The sequence below is a fragment of the Streptomyces sp. NPDC051133 genome (assembly GCF_040682635.1).
Classification (GTDB): domain Bacteria; phylum Actinomycetota; class Actinomycetes; order Streptomycetales; family Streptomycetaceae; genus Streptomyces.
The window spans coordinates 162,830-184,743 of sequence record NZ_JBFBBK010000014.1; the positions used below are offsets into that span (position 1 = coordinate 162,830).

A 21,914-nucleotide genomic window follows, 5' to 3' on the forward strand; every position below is an offset into this window, starting at 1 on the left:
GACATCCCCTGTAGGGAGTTGAAATCATGGCCCCAAGCGCCATGAGCCGTGGCAAAGACAGCTGGATCGCCTCTCTTTCCGAAGCCCAGCCGGTCCCGTACTGGCTGGAAGACCCCGGCAAGCCGGCCGCCGAGCCCGCTCTCACCGGTACCGAGACCTGTGACCTGCTGGTCGTCGGCGGCGGCTACAGCGGCCTGTGGACCGCGCTGGGCGCCAAGGAGCGCGACCCGCAGCGCGATGTGGTCCTGCTGGAAGGCCGCGAGGTGGGCTGGGCCGCCTCCGGCCGCAACGGTGGCTTCTGCGCCTCCTCCCTCACCCACGGCCTGCCCAACGGCCTGGCCCGCTGGCCCGACGAGATCCAGAAGCTGGAGGAGCTGGGCCGGCGCAACCTCGACGAGATCGAGGCCGCGGTCGCCCGGCACGGCATCGACTGCGAGTTCGAGCGCACCGGTGAGATCGACGTGGCCACGGAGACCTACCAGGCCTGGGAGCTGCGCGACTGGCACCGGGAGCTGGAGGAGAGGGGCCTCGCCGACGGCGTCGAGTTCCTGGACGCCGACGCCGTGCGCGAGCAGGTGAACTCGCCCACCTTCGAGGCGGGGCTGTGGGACCGCCGGGGCGTGGCCATGCTGCACCCCGCGAAGCTGGCCTGGGGCCTGAAGAAGGCCTGCCTGGAGCTGGGCGTGCGGGTGTACGAGCACACGCCCGCGCTGACGCTGAGGAGTTACGGCGCCGGGATGGCCGTACGCACCCCCTACGGCGCGGTCCGCGCCCGCAAGGTCGCGCTCGGCACCAACATCTTCCCGAGCCTGCTGCGCCGCGTGCGCTCCTACACCGTCCCGGTCTACGACTACGCGCTGATGACCGAGCCGCTGAGCACCGACCGGCTGGCGGAGATCGGCTGGAAGAACCGGCAGGGGCTGGGGGACAGCGCCAACCAGTTCCACTACTTCCGGCTGTCCGCCGACAACCGCATCCTGTGGGGCGGCTACGACGCGATCCACCACTACGGCGGCCGGGTCCGCGCCGAGTACGACGACCGGCCGGAGACGTACGCCAAGCTCGCGGGCCACTTCTTCACCTGCTTCCCGCAGCTGGAGGGCGTCCGCTTCACCCACGCCTGGGGCGGCGCGATCGACACCTGCTCACGCTTCTCGGCGTTCTTCGGCACCGCGCACCAGGGGAACGTCGCGTACGCGGCCGGCTACACCGGCCTCGGCGTGGGCGCCACCCGCTTCGGCGCGGACGTGATGCTGGACCTGCTGGACGGCGAGCGCACCGAGCGGACCGAACTGGAGATGGTCCGCAAGAAGCCGCTGCCCTTCCCGCCGGAGCCCTTCGCCTGGACGGGCATCGCCCTGACCAAGTGGTCCCTGGCCCGCGCGGACGCGCACGGCGGCCGCCGCAACCTGTGGCTGCGGACGATGGACCGGCTGGGACTGGGCTTCGACAGCTGAGGGTGACCCGGGTCACTCCGAAAGAGGACCCGGAACCCGCGTAATGCTCCCGGAAGACCTCCCTCTCTCCTCCTGACGCGACCGCGTCGCACGGGGACGAGAGGGAGGTCTTGTCGATGACCGGGGTGAAGACGGCGGTCGAATGGCTCGCATCCGTCGCACCGGACCCCGACGCCTGCCGCTGGGAGTGGGAGCGCAGCCCCCTCGGGGTCGCCCTGCTGCCCGCCGGCAAGGCGTGGGACGTCCTGATGCTGCCGGGCAGGCTCGGCTACCCGACCCTGGACGTGCTCACCCGCGTCCTCGGCCGGCCCGGCCCGGTGCTCGTCGACTTCGGCGACGACCGGGTCGGGTTCTTCGTGCCGCCGGGCACCGCGGCCCGCTGGCTCGGCACCGGCATCCGCACCGCCGGGGCCGGCACCTGGATCGTCGTGCCGTATCCGGGCCGCGCCACCCGGGGTGTGCGCTGGCTGGTGCCGCCGGACGGCGCGGGCACGTTGACCGATCCGGCGCTGCTGGAGCTGGCGATGCACGAGGCCGCCGCCGGCCTGGCGAGGGGCCGGGGTGAGGACGGATAGCGCCGGGACACCTTGACAACGCAATTGGTCTGGACCAAGTTGTGTGCGCTCCGCTCCTCCAACCCCCCTGACTCCGGAGGCCCTTGTGGACCGCGCCAGACGTGCCCCACGCGCCCCGCGCGTACGACGCCCCAGATCCGTCCTCGCCGTGCTCACGGCGGCCGTGCTCGCCGTGCCCGGCATCACCGCGCTCTCGTCGGCCGCCCGTGCGGCCGACGCGGACCTCGCGGTCAACGGCGGTTTCGAGTCGGGCCTGACCGGCTGGACCTGCACGGCAGGCACGACGGCCGGCTCACCCGTGCACAGCGGGAGCGCCGCGCTGCAGGCGACACCGGCCGGCAGCGACAACGCCCAGTGCGGCCAGACGGTGACCGTCCGGCCCGACGCCCAGTACACCCTGTCCGGCTACGTCCGCGGCTCCTACGTCTACCTCGGCGCGAACGGCACCGGCACCACCGACGTCTCCACCTGGACCCAGTCCGCCTCCGACTGGCAGCGGCTGAGCACCACCTTCCGCACCGGACCGGCCACCACCAAGGTCACGATCTACACCCACGGCTGGTACGGCACCGGCACCTACTACGCCGACGACATCTCCCTCGTCGGTCCGGGCGGCGGCACCACCGCACAGCCGCCCGCCCCGCCCACCGGCCTCAGGGCCACCGGCGTCACCTCGTCCTCCGTCGCCCTGTCCTGGTCGGCGGTCACCGGCGCCACCGGCTACGCGGTCTACCGCGACGGGGCGAAGGTCCAGACGGTGACCGGCACCTCGGCCACCGTCACCGGACTGTCCGCCTCGACGGCGTACGGCTTCCAGGTCACCGCGGCCAACGACGCCGGCGAGTCCGCGAAGTCCGCGGTCGTGACGGCGACGACCGGCGCGGGCACCGGCACCGGAGGCGGCTCGGCCGACCTGCCGGCCCACGCCCTCGTCGGCTACCTGCACGCGAGCTTCGCCAACGGCTCCGGCTACACCCGCCTCGCCGACGTCCCCGACAGCTGGGACGTCATCGACCTGGCCTTCGGTGAACCCACCTCGGCCACCTCGGGGGACATCCGCTTCACCCGCTGCCCCGTCACCGAATGCCCGAACGTGGAGAGCGACGCCGACTTCAAGGCCGCGGTCAAGGCCAAGCAGGCGGCCGGCAAGAAGGTGCTGATCTCGATCGGCGGCCAGAACGGCCAGGTCCAGCTGACCACCACGGCGGCCCGCGACGCCTTCGTCTCCTCCGTCTCGAAGATCATCGACACCTGGGGGCTGGACGGCCTCGACATCGACTTCGAGGGCCACTCCCTGTCCCTGGACACGAACGACACGGACTTCAAGAACCCGACGACGCCCGTGATCGTCAATCTCATCTCGGCCCTGAAGACCCTGAAGGCCGAGTACGGCCCGAAGTTCGTGCTGACCATGGCCCCGGAGACGTTCTTCGTGCAGAACGGCTACCAGTACTACGGCACCGGCAAGTGGGGCGGCCAGGACCCGCGCTGCGGCGCCTACCTCCCGGTGATCCACGCCCTGCGCGACGACCTCACGCTGCTGCACGTCCAGGACTACAACTCGGGCCCGATCATGGGCCTGGACAACCAGTACCACTCCATGGGCGGCGCCGACTTCCACATCGCCATGACCGACATGCTGCTCACCGGCTTCCCGGTCGCGGGCGACGCGAACAACGTCTTCCCGCCCCTGCGCCCGGACCAGGTCGCCATCGGCATGCCGGCGTCGACCAATGCGGGCAACGGCTACGTCTCCCCGTCCGAGGTCACCAAGGCCCTGGACTGTCTGACCAAGAGGACGAACTGCGGCTCGTACGCGACCCACGGGACCTGGCCCGCGCTGCGGGGTCTGATGACGTGGTCGGTGAACTGGGACCGCTACGCGAACTGGGAGTTCCAGAAGAACTTCGACGCGTACTTCGGCTGAGGCCGTGCCCCGGCCGGAAGCCGGGGCCGAGGCGGAGGACGAGCGCGAGGGCGGTCAGCAGCACCGTGCACAGGCACCAGCTGGCCACCACGTCCAGCGGCCAGTGGTAGCCGTGCCGGACCAGCCCGAAGCCGACGCCGGCGTTGAGGACGCCGCAGCCGATGACCAACTCGCGCCGGGCATAGGCCGTCCTGAGCCAGGGGAGCAGCAGCAGGGTCGCGGAGCCGTAGGCGACGGCGGCCGTCGCCGTGTGGCCGGACGGGAAGTAGCCGACGGCCGGGGGCACCACGGGGGTCCCCGGCCGGGCGGTCCAGTCCTTCAGCGGGACGACGATCGCCGGGAGCGCCGCCATCAGCAGGGCCGCGGCGAGCGGCGGCAGCCACCACCGGTCCACACCGGCCGCGCGGCCCCGCCAGGCCGCGTAGCACACGGCCGCGGCGAGTACGGGGACGGCGACCTGGATGTCGCCGAGGTCGGAGAGCAGCCCGGAGAAGCGGTCCGGGCGGACGAGGGCCGCGCTGACGCGGGTGTCCAGACGCAGCAGTGGGCCGTGGGACACCACCTGCGAGGTGATCAGCACGAAGAGGACGGCCGGGACCCCGAGGAGGGGCAGCGCGCGGCGGGCTGAGGTCGACACGGCACTCAGCTTGGCAGGTCCGGTGCGGGAAACGGAGAAGGAGGTCGGCCGCCCCGGAACAGGGGGGGGTGGTTCCGAGGCGGCCGTCCGGATCGGAACGTCGCTCGCCCCGGGGGGTTTGGGGCGGCGACCGTCCGATCGGTGAGGAGATCCCGGAGCCGTCAGGCGCCGGTTGTGTGCGCGAGGGCACGGCCAGGCCGAAGCTGGGGAGGCCCCGTCCTGAGATCGCCCACAGTCCCCTGTGGGCGGGGTGTATCTCTCATCTGGGTAGAACCTACGGCAGGCCGAGGCGGTTGGGCAGACGGAATCGCGTCCCGTCATCCACCTCGCACACGTTCTTCACACGGCCTGCCGCAGGCGCCCTTCAGAGGTGCAGACCTGCTGCTCAGATGCGCGCGAACGCCTGCTCGATGATGTCGAGGCCCTCGTTCAGCAGGTCCTCGCCGATGACCAGCGGAGGCAGGAAGCGCAGCACGTTGCCGTAGGTGCCGCAGGTCAGGACCAGCAGGCCCTCGGCGTGGCAGGCCTTGGCGAGCGCGGCGGTGGCCTCGGGGTTCGGCTCCTTGGTGGCGCGGTCCTTGACCAGCTCGATGGCGATCATCGCGCCGCGGCCACGGACGTCACCGATGATGTCGAACTTCTCGGCCATGGCGCCGAGGCGGGCCTTCATGACCGCCTCGATGTTCTTCGCCTTGGCGTTGAGGTCCAGCTCCTTCATCGTCTCGATGGCGCCGAGCGCACCGGCGCAGGCCACCGGGTTGCCGCCGTAGGTGCCGCCCAGGCCACCGGCGTGCGCGGCGTCCATGATCTCGGCGCGGCCGGTGACGGCGGCCAGCGGCAGACCGCCGGCGATGCCCTTGGCGGTGGTGATCAGGTCCGGGACGATGCCCTCGTCCTCGCACGCGAACCACTGGCCGGTACGGCAGAAGCCGGACTGGATCTCGTCGGCGACGAAGACGATGCCGTTGTCCTTGGCGAACTGGCTGATCGCCGGCAGGAAGCCCTTGGCCGGCTCGATGAAGCCGCCCTCACCCAGCACCGGCTCGATGATGATCGCGGCCACGTTGTCCGGGCCGACCTGCTTGGTGATCTGGTCGATGGCCTGCTTGGCGGCCTCGGGGCCCGCGTTCTCCGCACCGGTCGGCCAGCGGTAGCCGTAGGCGACCGGGACGCGGTAGACCTCGGGGGCGAACGGGCCGAAGCCGTGCTTGTACGGCATGTTCTTGGCCGTCAGCGCCATGGTCAGGTTGGTCCGGCCGTGGTAGCCGTGGTCGAACACGACGACCGCCTGGCGCTTGGTGTACGCACGGGCGATCTTCACGGCGTTCTCGACGGCCTCGGCGCCCGAGTTGAACAGCGCGGACTTCTTGGCGTGGTCACCCGGGGTGAGCTCCGCGAGGGCCTCGGCGACCTCCACGTAGCCCTCGTAGGGGGTGACCATGAAACAGGTGTGGGTGAAGTCGGCCAGCTGCGCGGAGGCGCGGCGCACGACGGCCTCGGCGGAGGCGCCGACGGAGGTCACGGCGATACCGGAACCGAAGTCGATCAGGCGGTTGCCGTCGACGTCCTCGATGATGCCGCCGCCCGCGCGCGTGGTGAAGACCGGCAGCACCGAGCCCACGCCCTGGGCGACCACGGCGGTACGACGGGCCTGCAGCTCCTGCGACTTCGGGCCGGGGATGGCGGTGACGACGCGGCGCTCCTGCGGAAGTGCGGTCATGGGGGCTCCCTGATGATCTTGCGTACCGGGCGGTCCCGGGTGGTCCGGGTAGGTCCCGGGCGGTTCCGGTGAGGCGTTTTTCGGACGCTTGCCTATCTTTCTTCGCAGGCTAGGGCCGTGTGCGGAGCGTGGGCATGCTCCATGTGGGCGTTGTCCGCGCCCCGGGTTGTCCTCGATGGACATAGCCGTCCGGGTCGGGTGCGCACGGCCGGAGCGTGTTCTCGGCCGCGTAAGCGGTGAACTCGCCCTGCCGGGGCGTTAGATTGGCTCGCTGACGGTGGACGGAACGGCTGGTCAGGGGGCAGGAGCGATGGACAGCGACGGGACGCGGGACGCGCGCGGCACGCATGCGAATCCGGTGCCACGCCCAGCGGCCCCCATCGAGGGTTCCGCGGTGCCGCCCATGCCCCCGGTGCCCCCCGGCGCACCGCCGAAACCGGACGGCTCCGCCTTCCTGACCTGGCTGCGCACCCCCCGCCCCGAGGCGGCCCCAGGCGTGTGGCGCCTCGGGCACCGGCCGCGGGCCGCGCAGGAGCCCGCACGGACCCCGGCCCGGCAGCTGATCAGCGGTGCGCTGATCGCGTTCCTCGTCGGCTGGCTGGTGTGGTCGCTGCTGTGGAACGGCTACCTCGGCAGCTGGTGGGTGCTCCCCCTCGACCTGCTCGTCCCGGACTCCTGGCGCAACAGCGACAGCAGCGTCTCCCAGGCCTTCCTCTGGTACGGCTACTACAGCCTCATCGGCCTCGCCATCCTGCTCGTCGTCGGCCGCCTCGGCCGCTGGGGCGAGGTCTGGCGCCGCTTCGGCCCGCCCGCCTGGCGTCCCGCCCTGCCGGTCGCCGAGCGTCCGCCCGCGCCCGAGCAGGACCCCGCCGAATGGCCGCAGCTGCGCCACGCCGGCGCCCACGACGCCGCCGAGCGGCTGGCCGCCGAGGCCAGGGCCGGGCTGATGCGGGACGTCGACCACGCCCGGATCCACCGGGCCTGGCAGGGCGTGCGGTCCGGCCGGCACAGCCTCGCCACCTTCGCCGGCGCCGTGCTGAAGGACGGCTCCGCCGCCTGCCTGCACCCCTCCGGCGAACGCGACCTGCCCGCCCGGCACGCCCGGCACGACCTGCTCACCGGCCAGGTCCGGCTCGGCACCACCGCCGACGACCCCCGCAACCCGTACCACTACCGCGGCGCCGGCCTCGGCCTCGGACCCGACCTGCTGGGCACCTCGCTGCTCGCCGTCGGCCCGGCCGGCTCGGGCAAGACCGCCTCGGTGGTACGGCCGCTCGCCGAGTCCCTGTGCCTGCACGCCCTCGCCGGCCGCGCGTCCGTCGTGGTGGTCGGCGCGGCGGGCGCCGGGCTCGGCCCGGCCGAGGACTACGACGTCGTCGTACGCATCGGCCACCCGGAGTCCGTCCACGACCTCGACCTGTACGGCGGCACCACCGACCCCGACGAGGCCGCCGCCATACTGGCCGAGGCACTCGTCGGCGACCTCGCCGATCCGCACCCGGGCAGCGACAGCCGCCGCTGCACCACCGTCCTCGCCCAGCTGCTCGGCCCCTACAAGGCCGTCCACGGCCGCTTCCCCTCCGTCCCCGAGCTCCGTCAGCTCCTCGACGGCACGCCCGGCCCGCTGGCCGCGCTGCGCAAGGCGCTGGGGGACACCGGGCAGGAGTCCCTGCTGCGCGAACTCGACGCCCGCGAGCGGCAGATGGCGCACCCCGGCGACGTCGGCGGCGTGCTCGCCGACCGGATCGCCCTCCTCGACCGGCCCGCCTTCGCGTCCTTCTTCGACACCTCCGGGCAGACCCGGCCGTTCTCCCTCAAGGCACTCGACCACCCGGTCCGGGTCCGCATCGACCTGCCCCAGCGCGGCCACGCCGACGCCTCCCGGATCCTCGCGCGGCTGGTGCTCGCCCAGTTCACGGCGAGCGTGGCGGTGCGGGAGGACCGCTCGCTGTTCGCCTGCCTGCTGCTGGACGACGCCACCGGAGTCGTCACCCCTGAGGCGGTGCGCGCCGTCCAGCGGCTGCGCTCGGCCAACGCCGGGGTGGTGCTCACCCTGCGCACCCTGGACGACGCGCCCCGGCCGCTGCGCGGTCCGCTGCTCGGCGCCACCGGCTGCCGGATGGCGCTGTCCGGGCTCACCCCCTGGGACGGTCAGGACTTCGCCGAGGTGTGGGGCAAGGAGTGGACCGAGACCCGGGACGTCACCGACCGGCAGATCATCGCCGAGACCCCGGCCGGCAAGGCCGTGCACATGCTGCGCCGGGTCATCACCGGCCAGGCGCCGACGGCACGGGCCGTCACCGTCCGCCAGGTGGAGCGGGAGCGCTGGTCGGCGTCCGAGCTGGCCCACGGGGTGCCGCCGGGCCACGCGGTGCTGTCGCTGACGACCGTGCAGGGGGAGCACGCGCCGCCGCTGCTGGTGGATCTGCGGGGCTGACGGCGGGCGGAGCAGCGGCGGGGGAGCGGAGCGGACGCGGCCCGAGGAGCGGGAGCGGACGCGGCCCGAGGAGCGGGAGCGGACGCGGCCCGAGGAGCGGGAGCGGGAGCGGTCCGAGGAGCGGGAGCGGGAGCGGGCGGAGGGCCAGCGGCTGACCGTACGGTGAGGCAGAATCGGCGTAGGCCGTTCATACGCGGCGGCCAAAAGATCACCCGCGATCCCCGGATCCCCCGGACCCGGGAGCCCCGGCACCCCCGCTCCGTGTCCCCCTCACCGTGAAGGCCCCATGCCCCCGACGCTTGCCTCGCTCGTCCACCACTCCGCGCTCAAGCTGACCGTGCGCGCGGGCGAGGACCGCCTCGACGTGCCCGTGCGCTGGGCCCACGTCAGCGAGCTGGCCGACCCCGTGCCCTACATGGAGGGCGGCGAGCTGCTGCTCATCACCGCCCTCAAGCTGGACGCCGAGGATCCCGAGGCGATGCGCCGCTACGTACGGCGGCTGGCCGGCGCGGGCGTCGTGGGGCTCGGCTTCGCCGTCGGCGTCAACTACGAGGAGACGCCGGGACCCCTCGTCGACGCCTGCGCCGAGGAGGGCCTGCCGCTGCTGGAGGTGCCCCGGCGCACCCCCTTCCTCGCGATCAGCAAGGCCGTGTCCGCGGCGATCGCCGCCGACCAGTACCGGGCGGTCACGGCGGGCTTCGCCGCCCAGCGCGAACTGACCAAGCAGGCCCTGAACTCCGGCCCCGAGGGGGTGCTCACCGTGCTCGCCGGGCAGGTCGACGGCTGGGCCGCGCTGTACGACGCCTCCGGTGCCGTCGTCGCCGCCGCGCCGGAGTGGGCGGGCCGGCGGGCGGGGCGGATCACCGCGGAGGTCGAGCGGCTGCGGGAGCGGCCCGCACCGGCGTCCTCGGTGGTCGGCGGACCGGAGCACGAGGACCGGGTCGAGCTGCACTCGCTGGGCACCGGCCGGCGCCCGCGAGCGGCTCTCGCCGTCGGTACGGCCGCCGCCCTCGGCACCGCCGAGCGGTACGCCGTCCACTCCGCCATCGCCCTGCTCACCCTGACCACGGAACGCTCCCGCTCGCTGCACGCGGCCGAGCAGCGCGTCGGTACGGCGGTGCTGCGCATGCTGCTCGCCGGGGAACCGGACCACGCCCGGGCCGTCGCCGGGGACCTGTACGGCGGGCTGCTCGACGCGCCGTTCCGGATGATCGTCGCCGAGTCGGCGTCCGGCACGGCCGCGCGGGCGCACGCGGAGGCCCGGGGGCGGGTGCCCGCGCCCGCCGCGGCCGGCGCCAGGCCGAGTGCCGCCGCCGCGCTCGCCGCCGACGCGGGCGGCGATCTGCTGGGCGGGCTCGCGGAGGGGGTGGAGTCCGCCGCGGCGCGCTCCGGCGAGGCCGTGCTGGTCGTGCCCGAGGGGGAGCGGATGGTGGTGCTGGCCGCGGACGGCGGGGCGGCGGTGGCCGCCTGCACGGAGTACGCGGCGGCGCTGGAGGCGGCGCGGGCGGTGCCAGAGCCGGCGGGCGCCGACGAGGAGGAGCTGGTCGTCGGCCTGTCCGCACCGGCGGGCCCGATCGCCGCGGCGGCGGCCTACAAGCAGGCCGAGCAGGCGCTGTCCGTGGCACGCCGGCGGGGACGGGTGCTGGTGGAGCACGAGCAGCTGGCCGCGGGCTCGGTGCTGCCGCTGCTGGCCGACGACGCGGTGAAGGCGTTCGCCGACGGGCTGCTGCGGGCGCTGCACGAGCACGACGCGACGGGGCGGGGGGATCTGGTGGCCTCGCTGCGGGCGTGGCTGTCCCGGCACGGGCAGTGGGACGCGGCCGCGGCGGACCTCGGGGTGCACCGGCACACCCTGCGGTACCGGATGCGCAGGGTCGAGGAGATCCTCGGGCGGTCGCTGGACGACCCCGACGTCCGCATGGAGCTGTGGCTGGCCCTGAAGGCCACCTCGCCGGAGTGACCGGCGGCCTCGGTCATCCCGCCATTCCGTAGTGCCCCTCGCCCCGACTGCTACGACTCGGACAAACGACCTCGGGCCGCCCCGCCCCTACCGTGGAGCACGAAAGCCAAGCACACCCCTCAAACGCGGAAAGGCCGGGACGCGCACATGACTTCCACCGCCTTCTGGCTCGCCGGCCGCCAGGTCACCGGCGAGGACACCTTCGACGTCACCTCCCCGTGGGACGGCCGGCTCGTCGGCACGGTCGGCGTGCCGAACGACGCCCAGGTCGAGGAGGCCGTGGCCGCCGCGTACGCCGTGCGGGACGAGTTCGCCGCCACCCCGGCGCACGTGCGCGCCGCCGCCCTCGACCACGTCAGCAAGCGGCTGGCCGAGCGCACCGAGGAGATCGCCCAGCTGATCTCCGCCGAGAACGGCAAGCCCATCAAGTGGGCCCGTGGCGAGGTCGGCCGTGCCGTCTCCGTGTTCCGTTTCGCCGCCGAGGAGGCCCGCCGGTTCAACGGCGGCGAGGCCCAGCGCCTCGACACCGACGCCGGTGGCCAGGGCCGCCTGGCGCTCACCCGCCACTTCCCCAAGGGTGTCGTGCTCGGCATCGCGCCGTTCAACTTCCCGCTGAACCTGTGCGCCCACAAGGTCGCCCCGGCCATCGCCGTCGGCGCCCCGATCATCCTGAAGCCGGCCCCGGCCACCCCGCTCTCCGGTCTGATCCTCGGTGAGCTGCTCGCCGAGACCGACCTGCCGGCCGGTTCCTGGTCGATCCTCCCGGTGCCCAACGACCGCATGCCCGCCCTCGTCCAGGACGAGCGCCTGCCGGTCATCTCCTTCACCGGCTCCGACAAGGTCGGCTACGCGATCATGGACTCGGCGCCGCGCAAGCACTGCACCCTGGAGCTGGGCGGCAACGGCGCGGCCGTCGTCCTCGGCGACTGGGCGAGCGACGCCGACCTGGACTGGGCCGCGACCCGCATCGCGACCTTCTCCAACTACCAGGGCGGCCAGTCCTGCATCTCCGTGCAGCGCGTGATCGCCGACGCCTCCGTCTACGACCGGCTGCTGCCGCGCGTCGTCGCCGCCGTCGAGGCCCAGGTCACCGGTGACCCGGGCGACGACGCGACGGACGTCGGCCCGCTGGTGAGCGAGGACGCCGCCAAGCGCGTCGAGTCCTGGGTGGACGAGGCGGTCGCCGCGGGCGCCTCCCTGCTCGCCGGTGGCAAGCGCGACGGCGCCTCCTACGCGCCGACCGTCCTCACCGACGTACCGGCCGGTGTGACGCTGGCCTGCGAGGAGGTCTTCGGACCGGTCCTCACCGTGCAGAAGGTCGACGGCGAGGCCGAGGCGTTCGCCGCGGTCAACGACTCCAAGTACGGCCTCCAGACGGGCGTGTTCACCCACGACCTGCAGGTCGCCTTCCGCGCCCACCGTGCCCTGGAGGTCGGTGGCGTGGTGATCGGCGACGTCCCGTCCTACCGCGCCGACCAGATGCCGTACGGCGGCGCCAAGCAGTCCGGTGTGGGCCGCGAGGGCGTGCGGTTCGCGATGGAGGACTACACCTACGAGCGCGTGCTGGTTCTCACCGGTCTCGCGCTCTGACCTGCCACGGACAGGTCAGACCGGAACGGCCGGAGCCTACTGTGCGGGGGCTCCGGCCGTTTCCTTTTTCGCCCGCCGCTTCCCCGGTCTTCGGCCGGGGGTTCCTCTTGCCGGGTAAAGGATTCGGCATCGACCGGTCAATAGTCTTGTTCTGTGCATGACTCACTCGATGGGATGCGAGTCGACCATCACGTCCGACTCCGGACCACTCAGGGGATTTCATGCACATAGCCCGTACCGGGCGCGGCGTCGCGGCCTCCGCTGTCGCGACCGCCGCACTCGTGGCCGCCGCACTGGCGACCACCTCCTCGGCAGGCGCCACCAGCGCCGCGCCCGCCGGCGTACCGCACACCTTCGCGGCACCGGCCGTCGCGGGGCACACCCTGGTCCACGGTGTGGCCAGCCCGCTGCCCATCGCGCAGTGCCAGAGCAAGTGGCACATCAACTGCTACAACCCGCTGCAGTACCGCACCGCGTACAACCTGAACCCGCTGTACAAGAAGGGCATCACGGGCAAGGGGCGCACGATCGTCATCGTCGACTCCTACGGTTCCCCGACCGTCCAGCACGACCTCGACGTGTACAGCAAGCAGTTCGGCCTGCCCAGCACCAAGGTGAAGGTCGTCAAGTGGGGCCACGTCCCCACCTGGGACCCCAAGAACGCCGACATGACCGGCTGGGCCGGCGAGACCACGCTGGACGTCGAGATGGCCCACGCCGTGGCGCCGGGCGCGAAGATCGTGCTGGTGGAGACGGCGGTCTCGGAGACCGAGGGCACCACCGGCCTGCCGGAGATGATGAGCGCCGAGAAGCACCTCATCGACCAGGGCGTCGGTGACGTCATCAGCCAGAGCTTCGGCGCCACGGAGAACACCTTCCCGGGCTTCGGCAAGGGCGACTTCTCCAGCCTCAAGAACCTGCGCTACGCCTTCCAGGACGCGAACCGCAAGCACGTCACGGTCCTCGCCTCCTCCGGCGACGGCGGCGCCACCGACCTGCAGACGGACGGCAAGACCTACTACAAGAAGCGGGTCAACTCCTGGCCCTCCTCCGACCCGCTGGTCACCTCCATCGGCGGCACCCAGCTCCACCTGAACGACAAGGGTGAGCGGGTCGAGCCGGACAGCGTGTACAACGACTACGGCGCGGGCGGCGGCGGCCAGTCCCACGTGTTCACGCGGCCGTCCTTCCAGAACGGCGTGAAGAACGTCGTCGGCACCCGCCGCGGCACCCCGGACATCTCGATGGCCGCCGCGGTCAACGGCGGCGCCTGGGTGTACTCCAGCTTCGACCCGACCGCCACCGGCTGGGACGTCAGCGGCGGCACCAGCGAGGCCAGCCCGCTCTTCTCGGGCATCGTCGCCCTCGCCGACCAGGCCGCCGGCCACCGCCTGGGCAACATCAACCAGGCGCTCTACACCCTCGCCCAGCACAAGAACCCGGGCGTCGTCGACGTCAACGACGGCACCGACAACACCTACGAGGGCGTCAAGGGCTACAAGGCCGTCAAGGGCTACGACATGGCCACCGGCGTGGGCACGCTGGACGCCCTCCGCTTCGTACCGGCCCTGGCGAAGGCCGCCCGGCACGGCTGACGCCGTAGGGCTCCGCAACGCCGGCCGACCCGGGGGCCCGGCACCGCTGCTCGCGGTGCCGGGCCCCTTCGGTCTCCCGGCGGCCCCGAAAGGCGACCCGGCCCGCCGGACGCACCGGATCGGCCGATCGGACGCGCGAGGGGTGGTGAGGTCGGCCCGTTTCGGGTACCAACGATCCAGTAGCACTGGTCGGTACTGAACCATCCCAGTCGTCCCTCTCGCGGTGAGGTGAGCCCCCTTTGTCCGCCACCACCACCCCACGTAACAGCGTCAGTGAGCGCGAAGCCCGCCAGGTGGCGGAGGCCGCCCGGGAACAGGACTGGCGCAAGCCCAGCTTCGCCAAGGAACTGTTCCTCGGCCGCTTCCGGCTCGACCTCATCCACCCCCATCCCCTCCCGGACCCCGAATCCGCCCGGCGCGGCGAGGACTTCCTCGCCAAGCTGCGCGCCTTCTGCGAGTCCACCATCGACGGCGCCCGCATCGAGCGCGAGGCCCGCATCCCCGACGAGGTCGTCACCGGGCTCAAGGAGCTCGGCGCCCTCGGCATGAAGATCGACCCCAAGTACGGCGGCCTCGGCCTCACCCAGCTGTACTACAACAAGGCCCTCGCCCTGGTCGGCTCCGCCAGCCCCGCCGTCGGCGCCCTCCTCTCCGCCCATCAGTCGATCGGCGTACCGCAGCCGCTGAAGATGTTCGGCACCCAGGAGCAGAAGGACGCCTTCCTGCCCCGCTGCGCCCGCACCGACATCTCCGCCTTCCTGCTCACCGAACCGGACGTCGGCTCCGACCCGGCCCGCCTCGCCACCACGGCCGTGCCCGACGGCGACGACTACGTCCTCGACGGAGTGAAGCTGTGGACCACCAACGGGGTGGTCGCCGACCTGCTCGTCGTCATGGCGCGCGTACCGAAGTCCGACGGCCACAAGGGCGGCATCACGGCGTTCGTGGTGGAAGCCACGTCGGAAGGCATCACGGTCGAGAACCGCAACGCCTTCATGGGCCTGCGCGGCATCGAGAACGGCGTCACCCGCTTCCACCAGGTCCGCGTGCCGGCCGCCCACCGCATCGGCCCCGAGGGCGCCGGCCTGAAGATCGCCCTCACCACCCTCAACACCGGCCGGCTCTCCCTGCCCGCCATGTGCGCCGGGTCCGGCAAGTGGTGCCTGAAGATCGCCCGCGAATGGTCGGCGGAGCGCGAGCAGTGGGGCAAACCGGTCGCACTGCACGAGGCCGTCGGCGCCAAGATCAGCTTCATCGCGGCCACCAGCTTCGCCCTGGAAGCCGTCGTCGACCTCTCCTCGCAGATGGCCGACGAGGACCGCAACGACATCCGCATCGAAGCCGCCCTCGCCAAGCTCTACGGCTCCGAGATGGCCTGGCAGATGGCCGACGAACTGGTCCAGATCCGCGGCGGACGCGGCTACGAGACGGCGGAATCCCTGAAGGCGCGCGGCGAGCGGGCCGTCCCCGCCGAGCAGATGCTGCGCGACCTGCGCATCAACCGCATCTTCGAGGGCTCGACGGAGATCATGCACCTGCTGATCGCCCGCGAGGCCGTCGACGCCCACCTCTCCGTCGCCGGCGACCTCATCGACCCCGACAAGTCCCTGACGGACAAGGCGAAGGCCGGCGCGAACGCGGGCGTCTTCTACGCCAAATGGCTGCCGAAGCTCGTCGCGGGCCCCGGACAACTACCCACCTCGTACAGCGAGTTCAAACACGAGGTCGACCTCTCCGGACACCTGCGCCACGTCGAGCGCACCGCCCGCAAGCTCGCCCGCTCCACCTTCTACGCCATGTCACGCTGGCAGGGCCGGATGGAGACCAAGCAGGGCTTCCTCGGCCGGATCGTGGACATCGGCGCCGAACTGTTCGCGATGAGCGCCGCCTGCGTCCGTGCCGAGCGGCTGCGCCGCCAGGGCGACCACGGCCGCGAGGCCTACCAGCTCGCCGACGCCTTCTGCCGCCAGGCCCGCATCCGGATCGACGAACTCTTCGGCCGCCTGTGGACCAACACCGACGACCTCGACCGCAAGGTGGTCAAGGGAGTCCTCGGCGGGGCCTACACCTGGCTGGAGGACGGCATCGTCGACCCGTCCGAGGACGGCCCGTGGATCGCCGACGCGACCCCCGGACCGGCCACCCGCGACAACGCCCGCCGCCCCTACGGCACGTGACCCCGCCTCTGTCGGAACCGGGCACCCGGGGGCTCAGGCCCCCCAGGTGCCCTGGTTCACGGCGCAGGTCCAGCCCGACCCGTGCAGGGTGAACTTCACCCGGTAGCTGCGGAAGTCGAGCAGGTGCGTGCGCACCTTCACCCCGAGGCCCGCCTTCCTCCCGAGCGCCGAGGCGTACACGGACACGGTCTTCGACGTCTTGTGGGTGACCTTGCCGCCCGCGGGCGTGGCCGCGCCGAAGCGGATGTTCCGGACGTCCGTGACCGTGAACGTGACCTTCGAGAAGCTCTTGGCCGTGCTCTTGTTCCTGATGCCGAAGTACAGGCCGCCGTTCGTCACCCAGCCGTGCGAGTCCACGGAGAACCGGCTCGGATAGACCAGGTCGAGCGGGCAGCCGGCGCTCGCCGGCGCGGTGGCTTCGGCCGCGGCCGAAGCCGCTCCCGCGAGACCGAGCTGGGCGGCGGTGACGAGACCGGCCGTGGTGAGAGCGGCCGCGGCCGTGCGCATGCGGTGCATCGTGAAGATCCCTCCCCGTTCCGGCCCTGATCGAAGGGCCACCGCGCAGGATGCCACCTCCGCCGCCCACGGGTACGGGATTCCGCAACAGCCTCCCCCGAATTCAGTACAGCCGTTTCATCACCGGATGGGATGGTTCTTCCGATGTGATTCCGATGTGAAATCGCCCCCGGGATTCACGCTCCCGTGCGGCCCGCGACCCGGGTCGCACGGGCGGTCACCGCTTGCGGCAAGAATGGGGGGATGACCGACAGCCCCGCCCGTCCGGCACCCCTCGCCGATCCGCACCTCGTCTACGACCCCGCCGCCGGGGACGGCCCCAAGGACGTGGTGATCCTCGGCTCCACCGGATCCATCGGCACCCAGGCCATCGACCTCGTGCTGCGCCACCCCGACCGCTTCCGGGTCACCGCCCTCTCCGCGAACGGCGGCCGCGTCGCCCTCCTCGCCGAGCAGGCCTACCGGCTGCGGGTGCGCACCGTCGCGGTCGCCCGCGAGGACGTCGTACCCGCCCTGCGCGAGGCGCTCACCGCGCAGTACGGCGCCGGGGAGCCGCTTCCCGAGATCCTCGCCGGACCGGACGCGGCCACCCAGGTCGCCGGCTCCGACGCCCACACCGTGCTGAACGGCATCACGGGCTCCATCGGCCTCGCGCCCACCCTCGCCGCCCTGGAGGCGGGTCGCACCCTCGCGCTCGCCAACAAGGAGTCGCTGATCGTCGGCGGCCCGCTGGTCAAGGCCCTCGCCAAGCCCGGCCAGATCATCCCGGTCGACTCCGAGCACGCCGCCCTCTTCCAGGCCCTCGCCTCCGGCACCCGCGCCGACGTCCGCAAGCTGGTCGTCACCGCCTCCGGCGGCCCCTTCCGCGGCCGGACCAAGGCCGAGCTGGCGAACGTCACCGTCGAGGACGCCCTCGCCCACCCCACCTGGGCGATGGGCCCGGTGATCACGATCAACTCCGCGACCCTCGTCAACAAGGGCCTGGAGGTCATCGAGGCGCACCTCCTCTACGACATTCCCTTCGACCGCATTGAGGTGGTCGTGCATCCCCAGTCGTATGTCCACTCGATGGTCGAGTTCACCGACGGATCCACGATCGCCCAGGCGACGCCCCCCGACATGCGCGGGCCCATCGCCATCGGTCTGGGCTGGCCCGAACGCGTCCCCGACGCGGCTCCCGCCTTCGACTGGAGCAAGGCCTCCACATGGGAATTCTTCCCGCTGGACAACGAGGCCTTCCCCTCGGTGAACCTCGCCCGGCACGTGGGGCAGCTCGCGGGCACGGCCCCGGCGGTGTTCAATGCGGCCAACGAGGAGTGCGTCGAGGCCTTCCGCAGCGGCGCGCTGCCCTTCAACGGGATCATGGAGACCGTGACCCGGGTGGTCGAGGAACACGGCACCCCGGCCCGGGGAACTTCACTGACCGTGTCGGACGTCCTCGAAGCGGAGACCTGGGCGCGGGCCCGGGCCCGTGAACTCACTGCCACGACGGCGACCGCGGAGGCGCGTGCATGACGACCTTGATGTTCATCCTCGGCATAGTAGTCTTCGCGGTCGGCCTGCTCGTCTCGATCGCCTGGCACGAACTGGGGCACCTGTCCACGGCCAAACTCTTCGGCATCCGTGTGCCGCAGTACATGGTCGGCTTCGGCCCGACCGTCTGGTCGCGGAAGAAGGGCGACACCGAGTACGGCATCAAGGCCATCCCCCTCGGCGGCTACATCCGCATGATCGGCATGTTCCCGCCCGACGAGGAGGGCCGGGTCTCCGCCCGCTCGACCTCGCCGTGGCGCGGGATGATCGAGGACGCCCGCTCGGCGGCCTTCGAGGAGCTGCAGCCGGGCGACGAGACGCGCATGTTCTACACGCGCAAGCCGTGGAAGCGCGTCATCGTCATGTTCGCCGGCCCCTTCATGAACCTGATCCTCGCGATCGCCCTGTTCTTCACCGTGCTGATGGGCTTCGGCATCCAGCAGCAGACCACCACGGTCGCTTCGGTCTCGCCGTGCTCCATCGCCCAGACCGAGCACCGCGACTCCTGCAAGAAGTCCGACCCGGCGTCCCCGGCGGCCCGGGCCGGCATGAAGGCGGGCGACAAGATCGTCTCCTTCGACGGCGTGCCCACGAAGGACTGGAACACGCTCTCCGACCTCATCCGCGACAGCGCCGGCAAGAACGTGGCGATCGTCGTCGACCGCAAGGGCCACCAGGAGACCCTGCACGCGAAGATCACCACCAACCTGGTCACCGAGAAGGACTCCAGCGGCAGCTACGTCGAGGGCAAGTACGTCAAGGCCGGCTTCCTCGGCTTCAGCGCGGCCACCGGCGTCGTCCACCAGAGCTTCGGCGAGTCCGTGACCTGGATGACCGACCGGGTCGGCGACGCCGTCGACTCCCTCGCCGCCATCCCCGGCAAGATCCCGGCCCTGTGGAACGCCGCCTTCGGCGACGGCCCGCGCGAGCCGGACTCCCCGGTGGGCATCGTCGGCGCGGCCCGCATCACCGGCGACATCGCCACCCTCGACATCCCCGCCTCCCAGCAGGTGGCGATGTTCGTGATGCTCCTCGCCGGCTTCAACCTCTCCCTGTTCCTGTTCAACATGCTCCCGCTCCTCCCGCTCGACGGCGGTCACATCGCGGGCGCCCTGTGGGAGGCCCTCAGGCGGAACCTGGCCCGCGTGCTGCGCCGCCCCGACCCCGGCCCGTTCGACGTGGCCAAGCTCATGCCGGTGGCCTACGTGGTGGCCGGGATCTTCGTCTGCTTCACGATCTTGGTCTTGATCGCGGACGTCGTTAACCCGGTCAAGATCAGTTAGCAACCGGTCATTCCCTGTCGACCGACGGCAGGGCGCGCCCTTCGCTCGTGTACCTCACGCGAGTGAAGGGCGCGACTTTTTCCTACGGGGCGGGGTCGACCTTCGTACGTTCTTGCTGTTCATGGGTGACCCCAGCGGTGCGCCAACACCCTGGGGTCCGGCCAGTCTGGAAGGGACTGACATGCAGCAAGGTACTGCGCTGCGCGCAGAGGACAAGGTCAAGGACACGGAGACCGTTGCTGTCGCCGTGTATATGCGGGTCTCCACTGCGGAGCAGAAAGGGAAGTACGGAATTCCGGCGCAGGCGCAGGCCGCGCGTGCGTTCGTGGGAGAGCGGTCGTCATGGCGTCTGGTGGGGGCTCGTGAGGACATGGGCGAGTCAGGCTCGACGGTCTCGCGTCCTGGCCTGAAGGCACTCCTCGACGACATCTCCGCGGGGCACGTGGATCTCGTCCTCGTGCATCGCCTCGACCGTCTGGGACGAACCGAGGCGGCCATCTGGCGTTGCATCTGGCAGATCGAGGATGCCGGAGCGCGGGTGGAGTGCTGCGCCGAGACCCTGGGTGACTCCGGTCTCGACTGGTGGCTCACGGTGGACCGGCTCGCACGCGAGGTGGAGGCCGAGTACCGGCGAATCGTCAGCCGCACCCAGTCCGGTCGGCAAATGAAGGCGGTCGACGGCGGATGGCCGGGTGGCCCACCTCCCTACGGCTACCGGATCAGCGGGAAGGGCGCCTTCGGCTCGACTCTCGAAGTGGATCCAGGGGAGGCGGAGGTGGTGAGGCTTCTGGCCGACCTCGTGATCGAGGGCGGACGCACTCTTTCGGAACTCGCGGACGAACTGAACAGCCGCGGAATTTCCACCCGGAACGGTAAGCGTTGGTCCTCTGTGAACCTCCACAGACGCCTGCAGGGCGCCGCGTTCGTCGGCGAAGCGGTCTTTCGGCGCCCTGATCAACAATGGGGCGACCACTGCACCAGGCTCGACGGTGACGGACGTCCGCTGCACGGTGACACCGTCGTGATCCCGCTCCCGTCGCTTCTCCCGGAAGACCGGGTCCGCGCCTTCCACGAGGCGTTGACCGCGCTGAGCAGGCAGCGGAGGAACCCCATCCGGGCGTACCCCCTCACCGGACGAATCCGCGGGCAGTGCGGGCGTCCCTACGTCGGGTGTTTCCGCAGCAAGGACGAGGTCAGGACGTATCGCTGTTCAGGATGGAACGCAGCTGTTCTCTGCGGGTGCCTCTCTCTTTCCGCTGATCAGGTGGAGGACCAGGTCGCGCGGCACATCAATCGCTTGCTCGCTTCGATGCCGGTGCACCGCAGGCCGACCCTGTCCTCCTCCGCAGCGCAGACACAGCTGGTGCGGCATCTTGAACGGGTGGCCTCGCTGGGGCGAATCGTTGCCCAGTGCGCCGAGGAACTCGATCACCTGCGAGACCAGGACCGGCACGACCGTGTCATCGCCGCTGCGATGCGCCAGCTCGAAGCGGAGCAGAGGGTCTTCGAGCGGATCCTGGCCCACGCTCGGGACTGGCTGAGCGAACTGGAGAACCTGTGCGACAGGGATGCCCGGTGCACAGCTGTTCTGGGAGCAGCCGCTCCGGACATTCACTCGCTCCTGCCCGCCGAGCAACGTCGTCTGATCGAGTTGGCCGGTGTACGCGTGGACATCGCCGACCCCGAGTTCCGGTACCGGGAAGGAACGAAGTGCTTGACGGTGCGGTGGCATGAGCGCACAGGGACACTTGTTCCTCCCGACCCCACCGACGGTCAGTGGCGACGTGTCGAGGCCTTGCTCCGTTCCAGGTACCGCGCGCACCACTTTCGCTCGCCTCTGGATCTTCGAGCGGCCCTCACGGGAATGCTGCACCGCCTGCGCACCGGCATCCTCTGGCGTGACCTTCCTTACCGGTTCGGTGCCCCCGGGAAGGTTCGCTTCAGGCAGCGCACGTGGTTGGCGGACGGTGTGTGGCCGGAGATCGTGAGGCTTCTCAACGAGGAGGGGACGGGTACACCGGTGTTGAGCTGTGCGGCACGGCCGAAGCTGGCCATCCGTACGGCGCTCGACGTCGAAGCCCCTCCAGCCCCAGACGGTCCGGACGTCGTTAACCCGGTCAAAATCTCGTAGTCGTCCGGCGTTCGAGGCGGTCCGGAACCCCGTGGTTCCGGGCCGCCCTCCATCGAGTGTGTTTACCGGGTGGGATGTGCCCGCGCGGATGCCGGTGCCGTAATCTCGAAGCCTGGAGCCCGCTGTTCACGGGACCGGACCTTGATCCACGACTTGGGGTTGCACAGCAGATGACTGCGATTTCTCTCGGCATGCCGTCCGTTCCGACCAAGCTCGCCGAGCGCCGTAAGAGCCGGCAGATCCAGGTCGGAAGCGTGGCGGTCGGCGGGGACGCGCCGGTCTCGGTGCAGTCGATGACCACGACCCGTACGTCCGACATCGGTGCGACTCTGCAGCAGATCGCGGAACTCACCGCGTCCGGTTGCCAGATCGTCCG

General features: G+C 71.5%; 14 protein-coding genes and 1 pseudogene. 12 read left to right on the forward strand and 3 right to left on the reverse strand.

Features of this window, described 5'->3' with window-relative positions; translation table 11 throughout:
* The first annotated feature begins 26 nt into the window (after nt 1-26).
* The 3 genes from AB0N17_RS17095 to AB0N17_RS17105 all read left to right on the forward strand — a co-directional run bounded on the left by AB0N17_RS17095 (nt 27) and on the right by AB0N17_RS17105 (nt 3,959).
* Nucleotides 27-1,457 carry an FAD-dependent oxidoreductase gene (locus AB0N17_RS17095; protein WP_366012102.1) on the forward strand — a complete coding sequence of 477 codons (1,431 nt, stop codon included), beginning with the start codon at nt 27-29 and terminating at the stop codon, nt 1,455-1,457.
* Nucleotides 1,458-1,573: 116 nt separating this feature from the next.
* Complete coding sequence (locus AB0N17_RS17100) at nt 1,574-2,032, forward strand: hypothetical protein (protein WP_366012104.1); 459 nt, start codon at nt 1,574-1,576, stop codon at nt 2,030-2,032.
* Nucleotides 2,033-2,117: 85 nt separating this feature from the next.
* Nucleotides 2,118-3,959: a glycoside hydrolase family 18 protein gene (locus AB0N17_RS17105; RefSeq protein ID WP_366012105.1), complete on the forward strand. Its 1,842-nt coding sequence runs from the start codon at nt 2,118-2,120 to the stop codon at nt 3,957-3,959.
* Here AB0N17_RS17105 and AB0N17_RS17110 read toward each other — a convergent pair.
* Nucleotides 3,901-4,596: pseudogene (locus AB0N17_RS17110) on the reverse strand (phosphatase PAP2 family protein); the annotation flags it as partial. The gene AB0N17_RS17105 and the pseudogene AB0N17_RS17110 sit on opposite strands and share 59 nt — an antisense overlap.
* A gap of 385 nt (nt 4,597-4,981) precedes the next feature.
* Nucleotides 4,982-6,316, reverse strand: coding sequence for a 4-aminobutyrate--2-oxoglutarate transaminase (gabT, locus tag AB0N17_RS17115; protein WP_366012106.1), 1,335 nt, complete (start codon nt 6,314-6,316; stop codon nt 4,982-4,984).
* 310 nt (nt 6,317-6,626) lie between these two features.
* Between gabT and AB0N17_RS17120 the strand changes: the two genes are divergently transcribed.
* The 5 genes from AB0N17_RS17120 to AB0N17_RS17140 all read left to right on the forward strand — a co-directional run bounded on the left by AB0N17_RS17120 (nt 6,627) and on the right by AB0N17_RS17140 (nt 16,075).
* Nucleotides 6,627-8,753, forward strand: coding sequence for an ATP-binding protein (locus AB0N17_RS17120; RefSeq protein ID WP_366012107.1), 2,127 nt, complete (start codon nt 6,627-6,629; stop codon nt 8,751-8,753).
* A gap of 286 nt (nt 8,754-9,039) precedes the next feature.
* Nucleotides 9,040-10,713: a PucR family transcriptional regulator gene (locus AB0N17_RS17125; RefSeq protein ID WP_366012109.1), complete on the forward strand. Its 1,674-nt coding sequence runs from the start codon at nt 9,040-9,042 to the stop codon at nt 10,711-10,713.
* A 147-nt stretch (nt 10,714-10,860) separates the two neighbouring features.
* Entirely contained in the window at nt 10,861-12,303 is a 1,443-nt protein-coding gene (locus AB0N17_RS17130; RefSeq protein ID WP_366012111.1) for an aldehyde dehydrogenase family protein, read from the forward strand.
* Between the two features lie 221 nt (nt 12,304-12,524).
* Nucleotides 12,525-13,898 (forward strand): S53 family peptidase, encoded by a 1,374-nt coding sequence (locus AB0N17_RS17135; RefSeq protein ID WP_366012113.1) that lies wholly within the window; start codon nt 12,525-12,527, stop codon nt 13,896-13,898.
* Between the two features lie 239 nt (nt 13,899-14,137).
* Nucleotides 14,138-16,075, forward strand: coding sequence for an acyl-CoA dehydrogenase family protein (locus tag AB0N17_RS17140; RefSeq protein WP_366012115.1), 1,938 nt, complete (start codon nt 14,138-14,140; stop codon nt 16,073-16,075).
* Nucleotides 16,076-16,108: 33 nt separating this feature from the next.
* On the opposite strand, the gene AB0N17_RS17145 is transcribed toward AB0N17_RS17140, so the two are convergent.
* On the reverse strand, nt 16,109-16,582 hold the full coding sequence (locus AB0N17_RS17145) for a hypothetical protein (protein ID WP_366012116.1): 474 nt from the start codon (nt 16,580-16,582) through the stop codon (nt 16,109-16,111).
* A gap of 252 nt (nt 16,583-16,834) precedes the next feature.
* On the opposite strand from AB0N17_RS17145, the gene dxr reads away from it, so the two are divergent.
* From dxr to AB0N17_RS17165, 4 genes are all read left to right on the forward strand, one after another.
* Entirely contained in the window at nt 16,835-18,106 is a 1,272-nt protein-coding gene (dxr, locus tag AB0N17_RS17150; RefSeq protein WP_366012117.1) for a 1-deoxy-D-xylulose-5-phosphate reductoisomerase, read from the forward strand.
* Complete coding sequence (locus tag AB0N17_RS17155) at nt 18,103-19,407, forward strand: site-2 protease family protein (protein ID WP_366012118.1); 1,305 nt, start codon at nt 18,103-18,105, stop codon at nt 19,405-19,407. Before dxr ends, AB0N17_RS17155 begins: the two co-directional genes overlap by 4 nt.
* A 181-nt stretch (nt 19,408-19,588) precedes the next feature.
* Nucleotides 19,589-21,538, forward strand: a complete 1,950-nt coding sequence (locus AB0N17_RS17160; RefSeq protein ID WP_366012119.1) for a recombinase family protein — start codon at nt 19,589-19,591, stop codon at nt 21,536-21,538.
* 170 nt (nt 21,539-21,708) lie between these two features.
* Nucleotides 21,709-21,914 (forward strand): flavodoxin-dependent (E)-4-hydroxy-3-methylbut-2-enyl-diphosphate synthase (locus tag AB0N17_RS17165; RefSeq protein ID WP_366012120.1); only part of this gene is annotated, 206 nt, incomplete at its 3' end.